This is a genomic window from Nonomuraea sp. NPDC050540, from assembly GCF_044457485.1.
Taxonomy (GTDB): domain Bacteria; phylum Actinomycetota; class Actinomycetes; order Streptosporangiales; family Streptosporangiaceae; genus Nonomuraea.
Genome location: NZ_JBITHA010000011.1, coordinates 296,327 through 312,522 on the forward strand (window position 1 = coordinate 296,327; position 16,196 = coordinate 312,522).

A 16,196-nucleotide genomic window follows, 5' to 3' on the forward strand; every position below is an offset into this window, starting at 1 on the left:
ATGAGACTATGTCCGGACTTCTGCTGAAATATCAGGGTCGGCGAAGCGCTCATTGGGCACCTGCGCGTACCACCCCGGACGGCCCGGATCGCGGTCGTACGGATAGCCGCCCATCTCCCGGTAGAGCTCGGCGTACCGCGCCACCTTGTCCCGGTCCAGCCGGACCCCCAGCCCGGGGCCCGAGGGCACCGCGATCGCGCCGTTCACGTAGGGCAGCTTGCCGCCCTCGATCACGTCGTCGCGCAGCTGGTGGTAGTGGGCGTCGGCGGCGTACCCGAGGTTGGGCAGCACCGCGCCCAGGTGGAGCATGGTCGCCAGCTGGATGCCCAGCTCGCCCGAGGAGTGCACCGCCACGCCCAGCTGGAACGTCTCACACACGCCGGCCGCCTTCACGCACGGCCGGATGCCGCCCCAGAAGGTCGTGTCCAGCAGGATCACGTCCGCGCTGCGCCGCAGGACGTTCGAGGCCAGTTGCTCGAAGTTGACCACCACGGTGTTGGTGGCCAGCGGCACGCGTACCTGCTCGCGGACCTGCCGCAGGCCCTCCAGGCCGAAGACCGGGTCCTCCAGGTAGTCGTTGTTGAGGTCCTCGATGGCCCGGCCGAACCGCAGGCCCTCGGCCATCGAGAGCACGGCGTTCGGGTCGTAGCGCAACCGGTCCTCCGGGAAGGCCGCGGCCAGCGCCCGGTAGCACTCCAGCTCGTAGCCGGGCGGGAAGACGCCGCCCTTGAGCTTGTGCACCGTGAAGCCATGGTCCCGCTTGAGCTCGCGCGCCTGCTCCACCAGCTGGTCGGGGGTCCTGATCTCCTCGTGGCCCTCGGCCGCGTACCGGAAGAACAGGTAGGAGGCGAAGGCCACCTCGTCGCGTACGCGCCCGCCGAGCAGGTCGTGCACGGGCACCCCGAGGTGCTGCCCGACCAGGTCGAGGCAGGCGAACTCGACGGCCGCGAGCAACTGCGTGCGATTGTTGTAGAGCGAGGCGGTGGGATTGGCGATCTTGAAGCGGAGCGCTTCGAGCTGGAACGGGTCGTGGCCGGTCAGGTAGGGCAGCAACGCCCTGAACGCGGCCTCCGCGCTCTCGCCGCCGCCGCCCATCTCGCCCAGCCCGACGAGCCCGTTGTCCGCCTCGACCTCGACGATCGTGCGGACGAATCGGCCCCAGTGGGCGCCGTTGCTGTGCCGCAGCGGCGCTTCGAGCGGGACGGCGACGGTGGTCGCCCGGATGTCAACGATCTTCACAAGTCCCCCAAACGGCGGCCACCCCGCAGGCGGGCAGCACGACCTTGACCGATTCGCCGTCGACCGCCGCGGGCGCCAGGTCGGTGAGCAGCCCCGAGCTGACCTGGGCCGCGCGCAGGCCCGGCAGCGTCACGCGCGCCTCCACCGGCTGCTGCGCCAGCGACTGCAGGCGCACCACCACGCCGTCCGCCGACCGGCCCAGTGAGGTGACCAGCACATCGGGGTGGTCGACGCGGACGTACTCGTGCGCTGCCGTGTCCGCGCCGGTCGTCAGGACCCCGATGAACGGCTCGGTCAGCCCCGCCGCGGCTCGCGCGCCCAGGCGCCTGGCCTCGGCTCCGGCCTCCGAGGTGACGGCGTAGCGGAACGTGGTCTCACCCTGTTGCTGGGCGGGGAAGTTGGTGTCCCAGATGTTGTTGAGCGCCCAGGAGTAGACGGTGCCCGCCTCCTCCTCCAGCGTGGGCGGGAACGGCGCGTACGGCATGTGGATGGTGCCGAGCTGCACCAGCGGCGCCTCCATCGTGGCCCAGGCGATGGTCAGCTCGGGGTCCTCGTAGGCGATCCAGTGGCGGATCGGCAGCATGTACTCCGCCGAGCCCGGCACCCGGGGCACTCCGGGCCCGCCGACGCCACCGGTCAGCTCCCAGGCCGCCGGGGCGCCCGCGGCGAACGGGAAGGCCAGGAAGACCGCCTCCTTCGCCGGGGTTCCCTGCTTGGCCAGCTGGTAGGTCAGGTCGAGCCTGGGCACGCCCTTGTGCAGCTCGATCGTGGTGCGCAGCCAGTCGACGCCCTTGCCCTGCAACTCCACGACGAGCTTCTCGCTGACCGCGGTGCGCTGCGCCTTGACCACGGCGGCGTTCCTGGCGATGGCCCGGTCGCCGAGCAGCGTGCGGTCGTGCGCGCCCACGTGTCCCGACATGTGGTTGAAATGCGGGGCGGTGGCGTAGCGGTCGTAGACGTACTGGCCGAAACCGGCGGCGGCGTCGGCGTTGACCAGCTCGCGACCGGCCACCTTGTCGAAGATCGAGCGGACGTAGCCCTCGCGCAGGTCGTAGGTGACCCGGTAGAACTCGTTCTCGATCACCGGCTCCTGGCCCATCTCGACCGGCTCCGGCGCCTGGGTCTCGGCGGCCACGACGTCCACGCGGGCGTAGCCGTATCCGGGTACGTCGGGGACCACCGCGTGCAGGTGACGCCCGATCGGCCGCGTCGGCCAGTCCTCCGGGAGCACGACCTCCTCGTGGTGGGGCAGGATCTGCCCCGTCCTGGCGTCCTTCAGCGCGATCGGCGCCTCGATGGGCACGAGATCGCGCGGCAGGAACGCCTTCACCACGTCGGTCCTGGCGTGCGTGCCCGGGTTGAACACCGCGAAAGAAGCCGCGCCCTCCCCGCTCAGCGCCGCGCCGAACCGGCGGACGGCCGCGTGCAGCAGATCGGCCGCGTCGTCCTGGGCGTCGTAGGCCCCGGCCGACTTCCTGGTCCACTGCAGCCCGCCCGAGTCGCCCGCCTCCTCAGCGTCCTCCCACGGGTTGGCCGCGCCCCAGGTGTGCTCGTTGAACAGCGCCACCTTGTCGTAGGCCAGCGAGATCTGCTCGGTGGCGTCGACACCGGCCAGCGTGTGCAGGGTCTCGGCCGCCCTGAGCGAGGACTGCGCCCGCCGTACGTAACCCAGCGGACGGGCGCCGGAACCGAGCCCGTCGGCCCACCAGTCCGTCCAGTCGCCCTCGTGCACGGCCAGCCGGTCGCCGTACCGCTCCTCGACGTGCTCGAAGAAGTCGCTGTTGACCGCCGAGCGCAGCCTCGGCCAGGCCCACTGCTCGTTCCAGCGCCGCGCGATCGACGCCGGAACGATCGAGGGCCCCGCGTTGTCGGCGTGCGCGCCCTGCACCCGCAGATGCAGCACATCCAGCTCGTACGGCTCCCGCGGCGCGTCCGGCCCCTGCCACCCGAACGTCCCCGGCCCATACGGATACCCCCGGGTGGCCAGCGCCGACAGGTAACGCGGCAGCAGGTCGTCGGCCAGCTCGTAGGAGTCGGTCAGCCCGACCGTGTTGCCCTCCATGTACGCCATGCCGTGCGGCGTGTCCGTGAACCACACCAGCACCCGCCGCCCCGACGGCGCCTGCCACCAGAACGGCCTGGTCAGCTTGTCGCCGCCGTGCAGATACGGCACCGACCGCCCGGCCCAGTTGTGCGCCGCGGCCAGATACCGCACGCCGGCCGCGTTGAGCGCGTCCACGAGCCCGACCACGGCGCCGGGCACGTCGGTGTGCATCGCCGACTTGACCGGGAAGTCGAAGACCTGGCGCAGCTGCCGGTAGAGCTCCTCGGTCGAGCACGCCTCGGTGTGCAGCTGGAACGGCAGCGCGGTGACCTCGATGATCCCCTCGCGGGCCGCCCTGTTGAAGCGTTCCACCTGCTCGGCGGGGCGGGCGGCCAGCCACTTCGCCGCGGGCATCGACGACTCGACCGTCCAGCGGAACTTGGCGTCGTCCGGCCACGAGGCGGTCTCGTCGGCCAGCCGTACCGCCGCGTCGAGATACTCCAGGTGGTGGCGCAGAACGGTGCCCTGCGGGTCGGTGTAGCCGATGTCCAGGTGGGAGTGGTGCACGACGAAGACGCTCCACTTGCGCTGCGGCGTCACCGTGACCTCGGCCGAGCCGATCACGCCCGCGGCGTCGCGCACCTCCAGCGTGAACGTCCTGGGCTCGGTCACCTCGGGCACCAGCAGGGTGACGTCGGCGCCGGTCTTTTGATCGACGTCCTTCAGGGACACGACCAGATCGGAGCCGATCAGTCCGGTGCACGACACCCTGACCGCCTGGCGCCCGTCATGGGTGAACAACGGCAGTACGGCCAGCCGTACCTCAAGGCCGCGCACACTGATCACCGGGGTCGAGGTGTCGTGCCGCAGCGCCTGCCTGATCCCGTCGTAGTCCGGGGAACCGAGGCTCCTCTGCAGCAACCGGCTCGTCATCACACACTCCCTAGAGAAAGGCCCCTGGCGAAGAGGCGCTGGGTGGCGAGGAACAACGCGACCGTCGGCAGCGAGACCATCAGGCCCGCGGCCAGGCCGACGGGGACGGGCGTGCCCGCGTAGACGTCGGTGATCAGGCCGTTGAGCGCGACCATGACCGGTCGCACGCCCTCGGACTGGGTGAGGACCAGGCCGAAGATCAGGTCGTTCCAGATGAAGGTGAACTCAAGGATGAAGACCGCGGCCAGCGCGCTCATCGACAGCGGCAGGTAGATGCGGAAGAAGATGCGGAACGTCGAGGCGCCGTCCATCCTGGCGGCCTCGAAGATGGAGAAGGCCACGCCCGAGTAGAAGTTGCGCAGCACGAACGCGGCCAGCGGCACGTTGATCGCGGTGTAGAGGAGCAGCATGCCGACGCGGTCGTCGTAGAGGCCGGCGTCGCTGTAGCCGATGAACAGCGGCACCAGCAGCATCTGCGACGGGAAGATCGTGCCGCCGAAGATGAGCATGAACCACAGGAAGCCGAAGCGCAGCCTGAGCACCACGATCGTGTACCCGGCCATGGCGCCGACGAGCACGCCGAGCAGGGGCGAGACCACGCTGTACAGGGCGGTGCTGGCCAGGCTCTGGGCGAGGTCGGCCCGCTCCAGCGCGGCCGAGAAGTTCTGGAACAACGCGAAGTCGCCCGACGGGACCCACGCGCTGGCCGGGTCGTAGGCGTCGGCCGGGCGCGAGGCGTTGACCAGCAGCAAGTAGGTGGGGCCGAGCCAGATCAGCCCGAGCACCACCAGCACGAGACGACGCATCATCGCACCTGCCTCCTCAGGTAGAGCCAGGAGGCCAGCCCGGCCACCACGGTCAGCAGCACCGCGACCGCGGAGCCGTAGCCGTACTTGGTGGCGACGAACGTCTCGCGGTACATCATCACCGCCAGCGTCTCGGAGTTGCGTCCGGGGCCGCCCTGCGTCATCGCCCAGACGATGTCGAACGTCTTCAGCCCCGCCACCAGCGCCAGCCCCACCACGACCGCGGTCAGCGGGCGCATCAGCGGCCAGATGACGTGCCGGAACAACGACCAGCCCGACGCCCCGTCGAGCCTGGCCGCCTCGATCGGCGCCTTCGGGATCGACTGCAGGCCGACCACGAACAACAGCGTGTTCACGCCGAGTTGCTGCCATGTCCACACCAGCAGCATCGCGACCGTGTTGTGCGGCGCCTCCTGCATGTACGCGGTGTCGGTGCCGAGCAGCAGGTTCGCGATGCCGTCGTGGGACAGGATCGGGCTCCAGACCATGCCGAGCCCGGCGCCGCTCAGCGCGTACGGCAGCATGAACGGCACCCGGAACCAGGCCCCGCCCCTGATGTCGTAGGACAGCACCGCCACCAGCAGGCCCAGCCCGACCGGGAGCACCATCGTGCCGACCACCCAGATCAGCGTGTTCCTGGTCGAGGTGAGCAGCGCCGGGTCGTCGAAGAGCCGGGTGAAGTTGCGCAGCCCGACGAACTCGGGGTCGGCCAGGCCGTCGTAGGCGGTGAGGCTGAGGTAGGCCGTCCACAGGAACGGCGCGTACAGGAGCCCGGCGACCAGGAGGACCGCCGGGGCCACGTACCCGCCCCTGAACCGCCCGAGAATGGGGGCGTTTCTCACTGGTGCGTGCTCCAGTACTCGTCGGCGGCCTTCTGAATCGTCTCCAGCACCTCCTTGGTGGTGCTGGTGTCGGAGACGAACTTGCCGAAGCCGTCGAGCGCGGCCGACAGGATCGGCGGCGGCGTCGCCTCGAAGTAGCGGTTGACCAGGCGGTACTTGCCGCTGCCCGCGTCCTTCGTGATCGCGTTGAGCGCCTCGTCCTTGACCGTGACCTTGGGGTTGGCGCTGACGTCGCCCCTGCTGCTCGCCCACTTCTCCTGGGCCCCGGCGCTCGTCCACCACTTGAGGTACTTCATCGAGGCCTCGGGGTCGGCGGCCTTGTCCAGCGCGCAGAGCGGACCGCTCTCGAAGATGACCGAGGTCTTGGGCAGGGACGTGTTGACGTTCGGGATGACGAAGAAGCCGTAGTCCTTGCCGGGCGCCATGCTGCGGGTGGTCATGCTCGTGTTGAAGAACGTGCCGAAGGAGACCATGGCGGTCTTGCCGGTCTTCAGCAGGTCCGCCGGGTCGGTCTTGTCACCGGCGTTCACGAAGTATCCGGCGTCGATGAGTTCCTTCCACTTGTCCATCACCGCGACCACACCCGGGTCGGTGTACTTGGCCTTGCCGGTGGACAACCGGTCGTACAGGTCGGGGTCCATTCCGGCCATGAGCTGCTCGAACCAGACGAAGGAGAACAACACGCTGGTGTGGTAGAAGGGCGTGACCCCGGCCTTCTTCAGCGTGTCCGCGGCCTTGATCAGCTCTTCCCAGGTGGTCGGCGGCTTGACGCCGTGCTTCTCGAAGACCGGCATGTTGTAGAACATGCCCCAGTAGGCGACGTTGAGCGGGACGCAGTACTGCTTGCCGCCGACCGTGTAGTAGGGCGCGAGATCCTGCGGGAGGTCACCCGCCTTGATCGCCTCCTGCCAGACGGCGGTGGTGTCGGCGACCTGCTTCTGCTTGACGATCTCTTCGAGCATCCCCCCGGTCTGCCAGGTGAACAGGTCGGGCTTCACGTCGGTGCGGAACGAGGCCTTGATGAACGCCTGGTACTGCGCCGAGTCGGTGTAACCCACCGGCTTCATCGACAGGCTGATCTGCTGCTTGGACAGGGCGCCCATGCCGTCGAAATACTTGCTCCAGGCGCCTTTGTCGTTGTAGAGCGACAGCTCGCTCTTCTTCTGCGGTGCTGCGGCGTCGTTGCCACCGCAGGCCGCCAGCGTCAGGGTGGCGGCCAATCCGAGCGCGGCCAGAGTGCGCATGCCGGACTCCTTACTCCATGGGGGGATGGTGCAGCCTCAGCTCGACGACGCTCTTCACGTCCGCGAGATGGGCCTTCATCAGCCGCTCAGCGGCCTGGGGGTCACCTGCCTCGATCGCTTCGAGGATCGCCAGGTGTTCGTCGTAGTCACGCCGCCGGTCATCGAAGATCTGCAGGATCTCCCGCTGCTCGTTGGCGTGCACGGTCAGCAGCGAGTCGACGATCTCGTGCAGGACGCCGTTTCCGGCCAGCCGGGCGGTGGCCCGGTGGAAGGTCATGTTGGCGTCGTGCAGTTCGGCGTCCTCGCCGCGCAGGTGGAGCGCCGCCTCGTCGAGCATCGTGCGCAGTGCGGCGATGCCCTCGGCGGTGGCGTGCTGCGCGGCCATGGCCGCCAGCGGCGGCTCGATGACGATGCGGGCGCCGAGCAGCTCCAGGAGCTGGGCGCCGCGCATCTCGCGCATGTTGGGGTTGGGCATGACGAGACGTTCGATCGCGGAGCCGACGTAGATGCCGGATCCGTGGCGCATCTCGATCGCGCCGGTGGCTTCGAGCCTGCGCAGCGCCTCGCGGAGCGTCGGGGTGGTGACAGCGAAGCGCTGGGACAGTTCCCTGGTCGAGGGCAGCCGGTCGCCCGGACGATGACCTCCGGTACGGATGAGCTCCAGCATGCGCTCGGTCAGCGCGTCGGAGAGCGTGGGACGGGTGACTTCGGCCGACATATCAAGTCATCTAATCACCTTATGTGCACTGCGTCTACGAGTGCTTTGGGAGTATTTTGCACGCCATGAAAAGGCTTCTGGCGTGGACGGTGCCCGTTCTCCTGGTGCTCGGCACGGCCGGACTGGGCGCGGCCGGCTGGTACTACTCCGGCATGGTCATCGACCCGTCGGGCGGCCAGAACACCTACCCGCTCGAAGTCACCGAGGCCTCCGGCGACCAGGTCACGCTCAAGGGCGGCGGCGACACGGCCGCGCCCGGCACCTACGGGCTGACGTGGAAGGACGGCAACGCCACGCTGGGCAAGGTGATCTCCACCGGTCCCGGGACGGTGACACGCGAGGTCCTCAAGGTACGGCGGGGCCGGCTGAAGCCCGGGGTCCGCGGCTACCTCGACCGGTGGATGTGGGGGAACGAGGATCCCGAGTCGGCGCTCGGCCTGCCGTACAAGAGCGTGAAAATCCGCTCGGAACTGGGCGAGTTCCCGGCGTGGCAGACGGAGGGCAGGTCGAAGACGTGGGTGATCGCGGTGCACGGGCGCAACGCGAACGCCGGCGAGGCGCTGCGGATCACCCCGGCCTTCCACAGGCTGGGGATGCCGGTGCTGGGGATCAGCTACCGCAACGACACCGGGGCGCCGGCCGGGCCCGACGGAAAGTTCCACCTGGGCGCCTCGGAGTGGAAGGAGGTGGCGGCCGCCATCTCCTACGCGCGTTCGCAGGGGGCGAGCGGGGTGGTGCTGTACGGGTACTCGATGGGCGGCGGGATCGTCGCGATGGCCGCACGCAAGCTCACCAAGGAGCCGATCAGGGGGATCATCCTGGACAGTCCGGTCATGGACTGGAAGGGGCCGATCGAGGCGGGAGCGCGCGAGCAGGGTGTGCCGTTGTGGCTGGCCTCGGTGGGCCGGTTCGTGATCGAGCGGCGGACCGGGATCTCGCTGGCGGAGCTGGATCATGTGGCGCATGCCCAGGAGTTCAGGATGCCGGTCCTGCTGTTCGTGGACGACGCCGACACCGGGGTACCGCCTGGGCCGGCGTTGGAGTTCGCCCGGGTGCGGCCGGATCTGGTGAACGTGATGCGTACGCAGGGGGGTGGACACGTCGGATCATGGAACGTGGACCCGGAAGCCTACGAAAAGACCGTCACCGACTTCGCCACGAAACTGCCCGGGGCATCCACGTGACCCCACCGCTTCTTCCCCGCCAAGCGGGCTCTACGGCTTCTCCTTGAGCAGGGTCATCATCTGGTCGATCTGGGCCTTGCGTGACTTGCTGATCTGGTCGGCCCACTGCTTCACGTCCGGGTTGATCCCGTTCATCGTCTCGATCTTCGCCATCTGGATGGCGTCATCCTGGTGCGCGATCAGCAGGTTGAGGAAGTCAGGCTGGAAGTTCTTCGACCTCGCCAGCCGTTCGATCTTCTCCCGGTCCGTCTCCGGCATCCCGCCATGATGATCGTGGGCACTCGAAGGCGCGACGGTCGGCTGGTCCCAGGAGCGTAACCACTCCATCATCTTCTTGACCTCGTCCCCCTGCGTGGACTCGATCGCCATCGCCATCACCTTGAGCTGCTCCGGAACGGGCTTGGCCCGAGCCTGCTTGACGATCTCGATGCCCTGCCGATGATGCGGGATCATCATCTGCAGGAACATGACGTCCTCGGAGTTGGCCGGCGCCTCGGTCTCGGGCGCGGCGCAGGCGGCCGCCAATAACAGAAGCCCCAGGGCGAATGCTCTTTTCATCTCGACCCGAGATTGACACGTTACGGCGATCGAGTCGAGACCCGAAGTTCGACCTTAAGTGTGCTTAATTCTCCCTTAAGTATCGCTCCCGGGTGACCCGCCGTACGCCAACCCTGATCACCCGCCTCAACCCAGACCCCGTACAGCGGTCCGAGCAGGAATGAAGAAGCGCCCCGCAGCCTTCGCCACCTAGCGTCGACGGCATGAACCTCGCACTTCAGTACTGCCACATCACCGTCAACGACCTGGACGAATCGCTCGCCTTCTACCGCGACGCCCTCGGCTTGGAAGTGCGCAACGACGTCGGCTCGGACGTGTCCCGCTGGGTCACCCTCGGCGGCGTGACGCAGCCCGGCCTGGAGTTCGTACTGTCGCAACCGCACGCCGGCCGTTCCCAAGCCGACGGCGACGCGTTGCAGGAGCTTCTGGTCAAGGGCATCCTGCCCATGATCGTCTTCAGCACCGACGACCTGGACGCCGCCTTCGAGAAGGTGAGGGCGTACGGCGCCGAAGTGCTCCAGGAACCCATCGACCGCCCCTGGGGCCCCCGCGACTCCGCCTTCCGCGACCCCTCAGGCAACATGGTCCGAATCCAGCAGTCCTGACGGAGGCTCCTCCTGGACCCAGTACGCCGCCCAACCCCCGCCTCCCGCTCGACGGCTACATCGCGGCGGGAGGCCGCTGTGGTCCGCGGAACCCGGCGCCAGCACGCCCCGCCCGCCTCGATGTCCCGTCCGTGGCCGCGTCGATATGCCTTCGCACACTGATGAACGGGGATAAGATCGCGGCGTGTCGCAGGGGGTGACGCTGGGATTAGCGGACGATCTTCGCTGCCCGCAGGCGATACATCAATCTTCATTCGACGAATGCACTTTATTCGTTCCCGAAAGTCGATGAATGGATTGTCGTGTCGCGGTGCTCGGATCTCCCTAAGGGTTGGTAGACGTGAGTTCGGAATCCGGAAAGACTGCCCCACACGTCGAATGGCCCATGGACCTGGACGTCAACGCTCTGCTGGAGAGCGGGTGGTCCCCCACACCTTTCCGCCAGTTTGTCCTTAAAATTCACAGCAGGTGCAATCTTGCCTGCGACTACTGCTACATCTATGAAATGGCCGACCAGGGATGGCGCAGCCAGCCCCGGCGGATGGCGCAGTCGACGATGGACTCCGTCGCGACACGAATCGCCGAACACGCCCGGACGAACCATTTGCCGCGGGTGGAGGTGATTCTGCATGGCGGTGAGCCCCTGCTCGCCGGCGCCGACCACATCCGTTACGCGGTGAACGCCGTACGTTCCGCCGTCGACCCGGACGTGTCGGTGAACGTCCAGGTGCAGACCAACGGCGTGCTCGTGAACTCCGTCTTCCTTGAGCTGTTCGACGAGCTCGATGTCTTCGTCGCGGTCAGCCTCGACGGCGACCGCGAGGCCAACGACCGCCACCGCCGCGGTCCGGCGGGGCAGAGCAGCTACGACCAGGTCCACGCCGGACTGAGCAAGCTCACCTCCGCCGCCTTCCGGCGCCTGTTCACTGGGCTGCTCTGCACCGTCGACCTGCGGAACGACCCCGTCGGCACGTACGAGGCCCTGCTGGCTCACAGCCCGCCGACCGTGGACTTTCTGCTGCCGCACGGCACTTGGGAGACACCTCCACCGGGCCGTCGCGTGGACAGCGAGGACACACCTTACGGCGACTGGCTCATCGCCGTCTTCGACCGCTGGCACGGCACGCGGGAGCGCGAGACTCGGGTCCGGTTGTTCGAGGAGATCATCCGTCTCGTACGGGGACGCCCCTCGCGCAGCGAGGTCGTCGGGCTCTCCCCCGTCGCCGTCGTCGTCATCGAGACCGACGGCGCGATCGAGCAGGTGGACAGTCTCAAGTCAGCCTACGACGGAGCCACCCGAACGCCGCTGCACGTCGGCTCACACGCATTCGACGCCGCCCTCATGCTGCCCTCGATCGCCGCTCGGCAGATCGGCGAACGCGCGCTCTCGCATGAATGCCATTCGTGCGAGATACGGCGCGTCTGCGGCGGGGGGCTCTATCCTCACCGTTATCGTCCTGGCACCGGATTCGCCAATCCCAGCGTTTACTGCCGCGACCTCTTCCGGCTCATCAAACATGTGGAGCGCGCGATGTCCTCCCGCGATCGCCGTCCGCGCTTCTCAGATATCGCTCGACCCGCAGAGAGGCAATCTCCCGCCATGACGTTGACGCCGCATCTCCTGCCCAGAGAGATGTTTCTCGAACTCGCCGCGGGTGGGGGCGGCCGCAACGCCGTCGAGCACCTGTGGACCGCGCAGGACAGCAAACGTCTGCTGCTCCTCCGCGGGATTCGCGATCTGGCCAAGGACGACGTCTCTCGAGTGCGGCACGCCTACGATCTGCTCGCCGACGTGCAGGAAACCGCGCCTGAGGTGGCCAGGGCGGTACTTCGCTATCCGACCGTCGCGTCCTGGGGGCTGCGGACGCTTCATGCGCTCAGTGGTCACACACCCTCCGTCCGCTGGGCGAGCGCGACAGGTATGGCGGCGCTCGGGGCGGTCGCGGCGATCCGGTCCGGGCGCGGGGAGACGATCGAGGTGCCCGTGGTGAACGGCGCGGTCGTACTCCCGTCCCTCGGCCGAGCACTCGTCCCTGGGGGCAGCAGGTTCGCCGTCGTCCACACGGGGGACGGCGAGGCGGAGATCAACTGCGGTGGGGTGACCATACGCGTCGGTGCGGACCCCTTGTGGGAAGGCCTGCGTCGCATCCGTGCTTCGCACCGTGGCGTGGAGGTCGAGTTCGTCATCGACGACCTCGACCCTGGGCGGATGCTGGGCGCGAGCCGTACCGATGGCCGGTTGAGCGAGGCGGAACTTCACCAATGGGTGTCGACGCTCCAGCCCGCCTGGGAGATTCTCCTCGACCGGCACCGTCAGGTGTCCGAGGAGATCATCAGCCTGGTCACGGTGCTGACACCGCTGCTCGGGCCGGAAAACGGCACCTCCAGCGCCACGTCCAAACTGGCCTTCGGCAACATCGGGCTCTCCACGCCACCCGACCCGCACTCGTTCGCGGTTACCCTGGCGCACGAGTCCCAGCACACGAAGCTGAGTGGCTTGCTGGACCTGATCCCCCTGATAGAGCCGGACGACGGTAACCGCTACTACGCGCCCTGGCGTGATGATCCGCGCCCGCTGGGTGGCCTGCTCCAGGGAGCGTACGCGCACATGAGCATCGCGGCGTTCTGGGGAGTGGAACGCCAGGAATGGCACGAGGAGGATCTGCTGCTTCGTGCTCACACCGAGTTCGCTCGCTGGCGCGACGGCACGAGGGGGGCGATCCGCGCGCTGCGGTCGAGCGGTCGGCTCACCGCCGAGGGCGAGCTGTTCACCGCGACCATGGCGGACACCATGGTCGCCATGTGCGATGAGGACGTCCCACCCGAGGCCACCCGCCGAGCTCGTGTTTCGGCCGACCGGCACCTGGCTGGTTGGCGCCACCGCAACGGCGAACCATTGGCCGGCGAACTACCGTCACTCGCATAGCTGAACAGCCCGTTCGATGAGATACCGGGACCGGCGGCGAGACGAGGCCATCGCCGGTCTCCAGGTACGTGCTGCTAGATCGGTGGAGGGTCGAAGTCGAGGTCCAGGTGCCGCCCCTCAAGGAAGGCGATGGCGTCGGGATGTTCCAGCCTGAGCTTCTGCTCGTACCGGACGCGAGTCTCCTCCCGGAGACTCTCCGCCTCTTCGACGGCCTCTGACGTGCCGAGGTGCTTGAGGTCAGCCGAAAGGTTGGCGGTGCAGGCGAGGGCCATCGGATGGCTCTGGCCGACGAGTTCCGTCAGCCGGCGGCTGGTGTCCCGGCCACGCTCCACGGCCTCGACGTAGTGGCCCAGCGCCGCCAGGTCGCTCGCCAGGTTCGTCGCCACAGTCAGGTAGTAATGGTGGTGGACGCGCCCCAGGCTTCGTTCGATGTTCTCCAGCGTTTCCTCGTTCAGGTGGCGGGCTCTCTCCGGGTCCTGGCACGTGCGGTACAGCAGCGCCAGGTTGCCTGTGCAGGCGAGATAGTAAGGATGCTCGGTGCCGTAGACGCGCGGATACCGCTTGACGGTGTCGGCCGCCAGTTCCAGTCCCTCCCGCTCCTGACCGTTGTTGCGCTGGAGGTTGGCAAGGGACATGGCGGCGGCCAGCGAGTCGGGGTGGTCAAGGCCATACCTTCGGACATAGCGAGCGTGCACGTCGGTGCACATCTCCAGTGCCTTGCCGAGTTCGCCAAGCCTCCGCCACGCGATGGACAGGTCCTTGGCGGTCCAGAGGTACGCCGGGTGCTCGCCGCCGAGATATTCCAAGCCGAAGGCGAGAGCCTCCTCACCCAGGTCGCAGGCCTCGGCATAGTCGCCGCTCAGGCGGACCGCGCGCGCGAGCGCGTTCCAGTGGACCAGGACCGTGGCCGCTCCCGCCTGCGCGTCCTGCAGCCCGATGAAGGCGATCTCGTGCAGTTCGCGAGCTTGCTTGAACTGGCTGGTGAGACTGTAGTCCAGGGCCAAATTGTTCTTCGCGCGCAGGGTACGCGGATCGTCCGGGCCGAAGGCCACCTCGTGCCGACGTACCGAGTCCTCGTCATGTTGCAGAGCCGCGGCGAAGTCTCCTCGCGCACGCAGGTCGGCGCCGATACCACTGATCAGGAGCAGAAGCTCGTCATCGGGTGTGCCCACTTGCCGCATCTTGGCGTGGGTCCTCTGGTTGAGCTCGTAGACCTCGTTGTACTTGCCCAGTTGGCGAAGGATGTTGCCCTGCTCGCGATAGGCCCTGAGCACGTGGGGATCGGCGGGGCCGGAGTCCTTCTCCCACTGGGAGATGAAGAGGTTGACGAACTCCTGGGCGTAGCCGTCGCCGGACATGTACAGGTATCGCGCCAGGTTCAGCGCGAAGTCGCGCACCTTGATGTCTCGGCTCTCCTGGACCCGGGCGGGCACGACGTGCCCCAGGATGCTGCCATAACGGGTCCAGTTCGCCGATTCTTCGGGATTGCCCAGTTGAAGGCCGGTCAGCAACCTGTGAACATCCCCGAGATGCTTGGTCCTCTCCTCGCCCTCGAGCTCGTCACGTACGAGCGCCTGGATCAGCCGGTGCACCTGGATGGTGCGGCTGCCCGGGTCGATGCGCGCGAGGGCGAAGCGGCCCAGCTCTCCTACCGAACGACTCAGCATGATCGGATTGGCGAGCAGCTCGGCCAGCCCAGGACTGAGGTCTCTGATGCGCTGACTGAACACATCGCGAGGAATCGGCTCCGGACCGAAGAACGCACAGCAACGCAGCAGCTCGATGGCCTCCGGTCGCCGCTCGCTGAGCCTGCCTACCGAGAGATTCCATGCCGCCGTCATCGAAACCGGATATTCCGTCGGCTTGCCCTCGTTGAGAAGTTGGCTGGTGTGCTCATTCAGCAACTCGATGTACTCGTCGACGGGCATGCCGGTCTCGGCCTGGAGGGCGCCGGCCTGTTCCAGCGCCAGCGGGAGATCTCCCAGCTGATCAGCGAGTCTGTCGGCATCCTCCGGAGCGATCGCCCTGCGGATCCGTTTGGAGAGGAACGCGATGCTTTCCTCGCGGCTGAAGACGTCAACCGGGACTGCCTCGACAACGTCCTCCCACCGGTGGTTGCGTGAGGTGATCAGAACGTGGCCCGGCCCGTCCGGGATCACGTCCCGGATCTCCTCCGGCTCGTCCGCGTTGTCGAAGATGAGCAGCCAACGGTCGTACGGCTTACCGCGTCGCAGGGCGTCAAGCGCGGCGTTGGCGGCGTCCTCCACGCCGATCGCCGCCGCCGACGGGAGGTCGAGGTAGGGGGCCAGCGCGGCCAGAGACGAGCGGATGAGCACGCGCTGGTCTGCGGAGATCCACCAGACGAGGTCGTACTCGTTGCCATACCTATAGGCGTACTCCACGGCCATCTGCGTCTTCCCGACACCGCCCAGCCCGTGGAGGGCATGGGGAAGCACCTTGGGAAGGACCACCGTGACCTGACCGGCGCTTCCGGTCGTCATCCCTGAGCGTAGTTTTTCGAGAAGGTGTTCCCGGCCGGTGAAGTTCTTGTTTCTGGGCGGAATCTTGCCCCACACCTCAGGGCGCGCCGTTGACCTTCGCGCTTCATTCGGCTGTGTACCGGTCACCGGGCCGCCTCCCAATCACGGCGTTCAATCCGAACATTGAACGACGCGTCGATACGGTCAATTTCGCTGCACGCCAGAATAGGAACTAAAACCGGCCACCTAGACTAAACGCATTCATCAGATAATTATGTCTCACGATGATAACCATTCCAACTGTCCTGGCGGCGCCGTCCCCGTACCCGGGGCGACACGTCAGCTTGTATGCTGATCCGGACACCGGACTGTGACGCGTCAGGCTTGGAGTTTGCTATGGAGCAGCAGGAGAACGAACTGGCAGGCCAACTGCCCAACTGTTCTAGTTTGTCGCTCCGCGACCTGGACGAACTTGACGATTCAGTCTTCGCTGTCGCGATGAGGAATCTGATGTCGCCGGACCGGCGGGATACCGAGGCAATCTCCGGATTTAGCAACTCGGTCGGACATTTCGATAGTGATGAGACATAACTCCACAATCGGGCATGAATCACCCC

General features: G+C 67.4%; 12 protein-coding genes. 4 read left to right on the plus strand and 8 right to left on the minus strand.

Translation table 11 applies throughout. From position 1 onward, the window contains the following. Positions 1 to 6: 6 nt before the first annotated feature. The 6 genes from ACIBI5_RS33935 to ACIBI5_RS33960 are packed head-to-tail and all read right to left on the minus strand — an operon-like array spanning position 7 to position 7,826. Positions 7 to 1,239 (minus strand): enolase C-terminal domain-like protein, encoded by a 1,233-nt coding sequence (locus ACIBI5_RS33935; protein WP_397252792.1) that lies wholly within the window; start codon positions 1,237 to 1,239, stop codon positions 7 to 9. Beyond that, a complete protein-coding gene (locus ACIBI5_RS33940; protein WP_397252793.1) occupies positions 1,226 to 4,216 on the minus strand; it encodes a glycoside hydrolase family 38 C-terminal domain-containing protein in 2,991 nt (996 codons plus the stop codon). Before ACIBI5_RS33940 ends, ACIBI5_RS33935 begins: the two co-directional genes overlap by 14 nt. Further along, the gene (locus ACIBI5_RS33945) at positions 4,216 to 5,025 is read right to left on the minus strand and encodes a carbohydrate ABC transporter permease (RefSeq protein ID WP_397252794.1); all 810 of its coding nucleotides are present in this window, start codon (positions 5,023 to 5,025) and stop codon (positions 4,216 to 4,218) included. The genes ACIBI5_RS33940 and ACIBI5_RS33945 overlap by 1 nt, the downstream gene beginning before the upstream one ends. Then, a complete protein-coding gene (locus ACIBI5_RS33950) occupies positions 5,022 to 5,864 on the minus strand; it encodes a carbohydrate ABC transporter permease (protein WP_397252795.1) in 843 nt (280 codons plus the stop codon). Before ACIBI5_RS33950 ends, ACIBI5_RS33945 begins: the two co-directional genes overlap by 4 nt. Next, the gene (locus ACIBI5_RS33955; RefSeq protein ID WP_379611986.1) at positions 5,861 to 7,108 is read right to left on the minus strand and encodes an ABC transporter substrate-binding protein; all 1,248 of its coding nucleotides are present in this window, start codon (positions 7,106 to 7,108) and stop codon (positions 5,861 to 5,863) included. The genes ACIBI5_RS33950 and ACIBI5_RS33955 overlap by 4 nt, the downstream gene beginning before the upstream one ends. Positions 7,109 to 7,118: 10 nt before the next feature. Beyond that, positions 7,119 to 7,826, minus strand: coding sequence for a FadR/GntR family transcriptional regulator (locus tag ACIBI5_RS33960; RefSeq protein WP_184971428.1), 708 nt, complete (start codon positions 7,824 to 7,826; stop codon positions 7,119 to 7,121). A 65-nt stretch (positions 7,827 to 7,891) separates the two neighbouring features. On the opposite strand from ACIBI5_RS33960, the gene ACIBI5_RS33965 reads away from it, so the two are divergent. Then, positions 7,892 to 9,010: an alpha/beta hydrolase gene (locus ACIBI5_RS33965; RefSeq protein WP_397252796.1), complete on the plus strand. Its 1,119-nt coding sequence runs from the start codon at positions 7,892 to 7,894 to the stop codon at positions 9,008 to 9,010. Between the two features lie 30 nt (positions 9,011 to 9,040). Here ACIBI5_RS33965 and ACIBI5_RS33970 read toward each other — a convergent pair whose 3' ends face one another. Next, positions 9,041 to 9,568 (minus strand): DUF305 domain-containing protein, encoded by a 528-nt coding sequence (locus ACIBI5_RS33970; RefSeq protein WP_397252797.1) that lies wholly within the window; start codon positions 9,566 to 9,568, stop codon positions 9,041 to 9,043. A gap of 203 nt (positions 9,569 to 9,771) precedes the next feature. Between ACIBI5_RS33970 and ACIBI5_RS33975 the strand changes: the two genes are divergently transcribed. Next, complete coding sequence (locus ACIBI5_RS33975; protein WP_397252798.1) at positions 9,772 to 10,173, plus strand: VOC family protein; 402 nt, start codon at positions 9,772 to 9,774, stop codon at positions 10,171 to 10,173. Between the two features lie 385 nt (positions 10,174 to 10,558). Next, the gene (locus ACIBI5_RS33980) at positions 10,559 to 13,099 is read left to right on the plus strand and encodes an FxsB family cyclophane-forming radical SAM/SPASM peptide maturase (RefSeq protein WP_397252799.1); all 2,541 of its coding nucleotides are present in this window, start codon (positions 10,559 to 10,561) and stop codon (positions 13,097 to 13,099) included. 74 nt (positions 13,100 to 13,173) lie between these two features. On the opposite strand, the gene fxsT is transcribed toward ACIBI5_RS33980, so the two are convergent. After that, complete coding sequence (fxsT, locus tag ACIBI5_RS33985) at positions 13,174 to 15,726, minus strand: FxSxx-COOH system tetratricopeptide repeat protein (protein WP_397252800.1); 2,553 nt, start codon at positions 15,724 to 15,726, stop codon at positions 13,174 to 13,176. 249 nt (positions 15,727 to 15,975) lie between these two features. Here fxsT and ACIBI5_RS33990 point away from each other — a divergent pair, with 249 nt between their 5' ends. After that, complete coding sequence (locus ACIBI5_RS33990; protein WP_397252801.1) at positions 15,976 to 16,170, plus strand: hypothetical protein; 195 nt, start codon at positions 15,976 to 15,978, stop codon at positions 16,168 to 16,170. Positions 16,171 to 16,196: the final 26 nt, after the last annotated feature.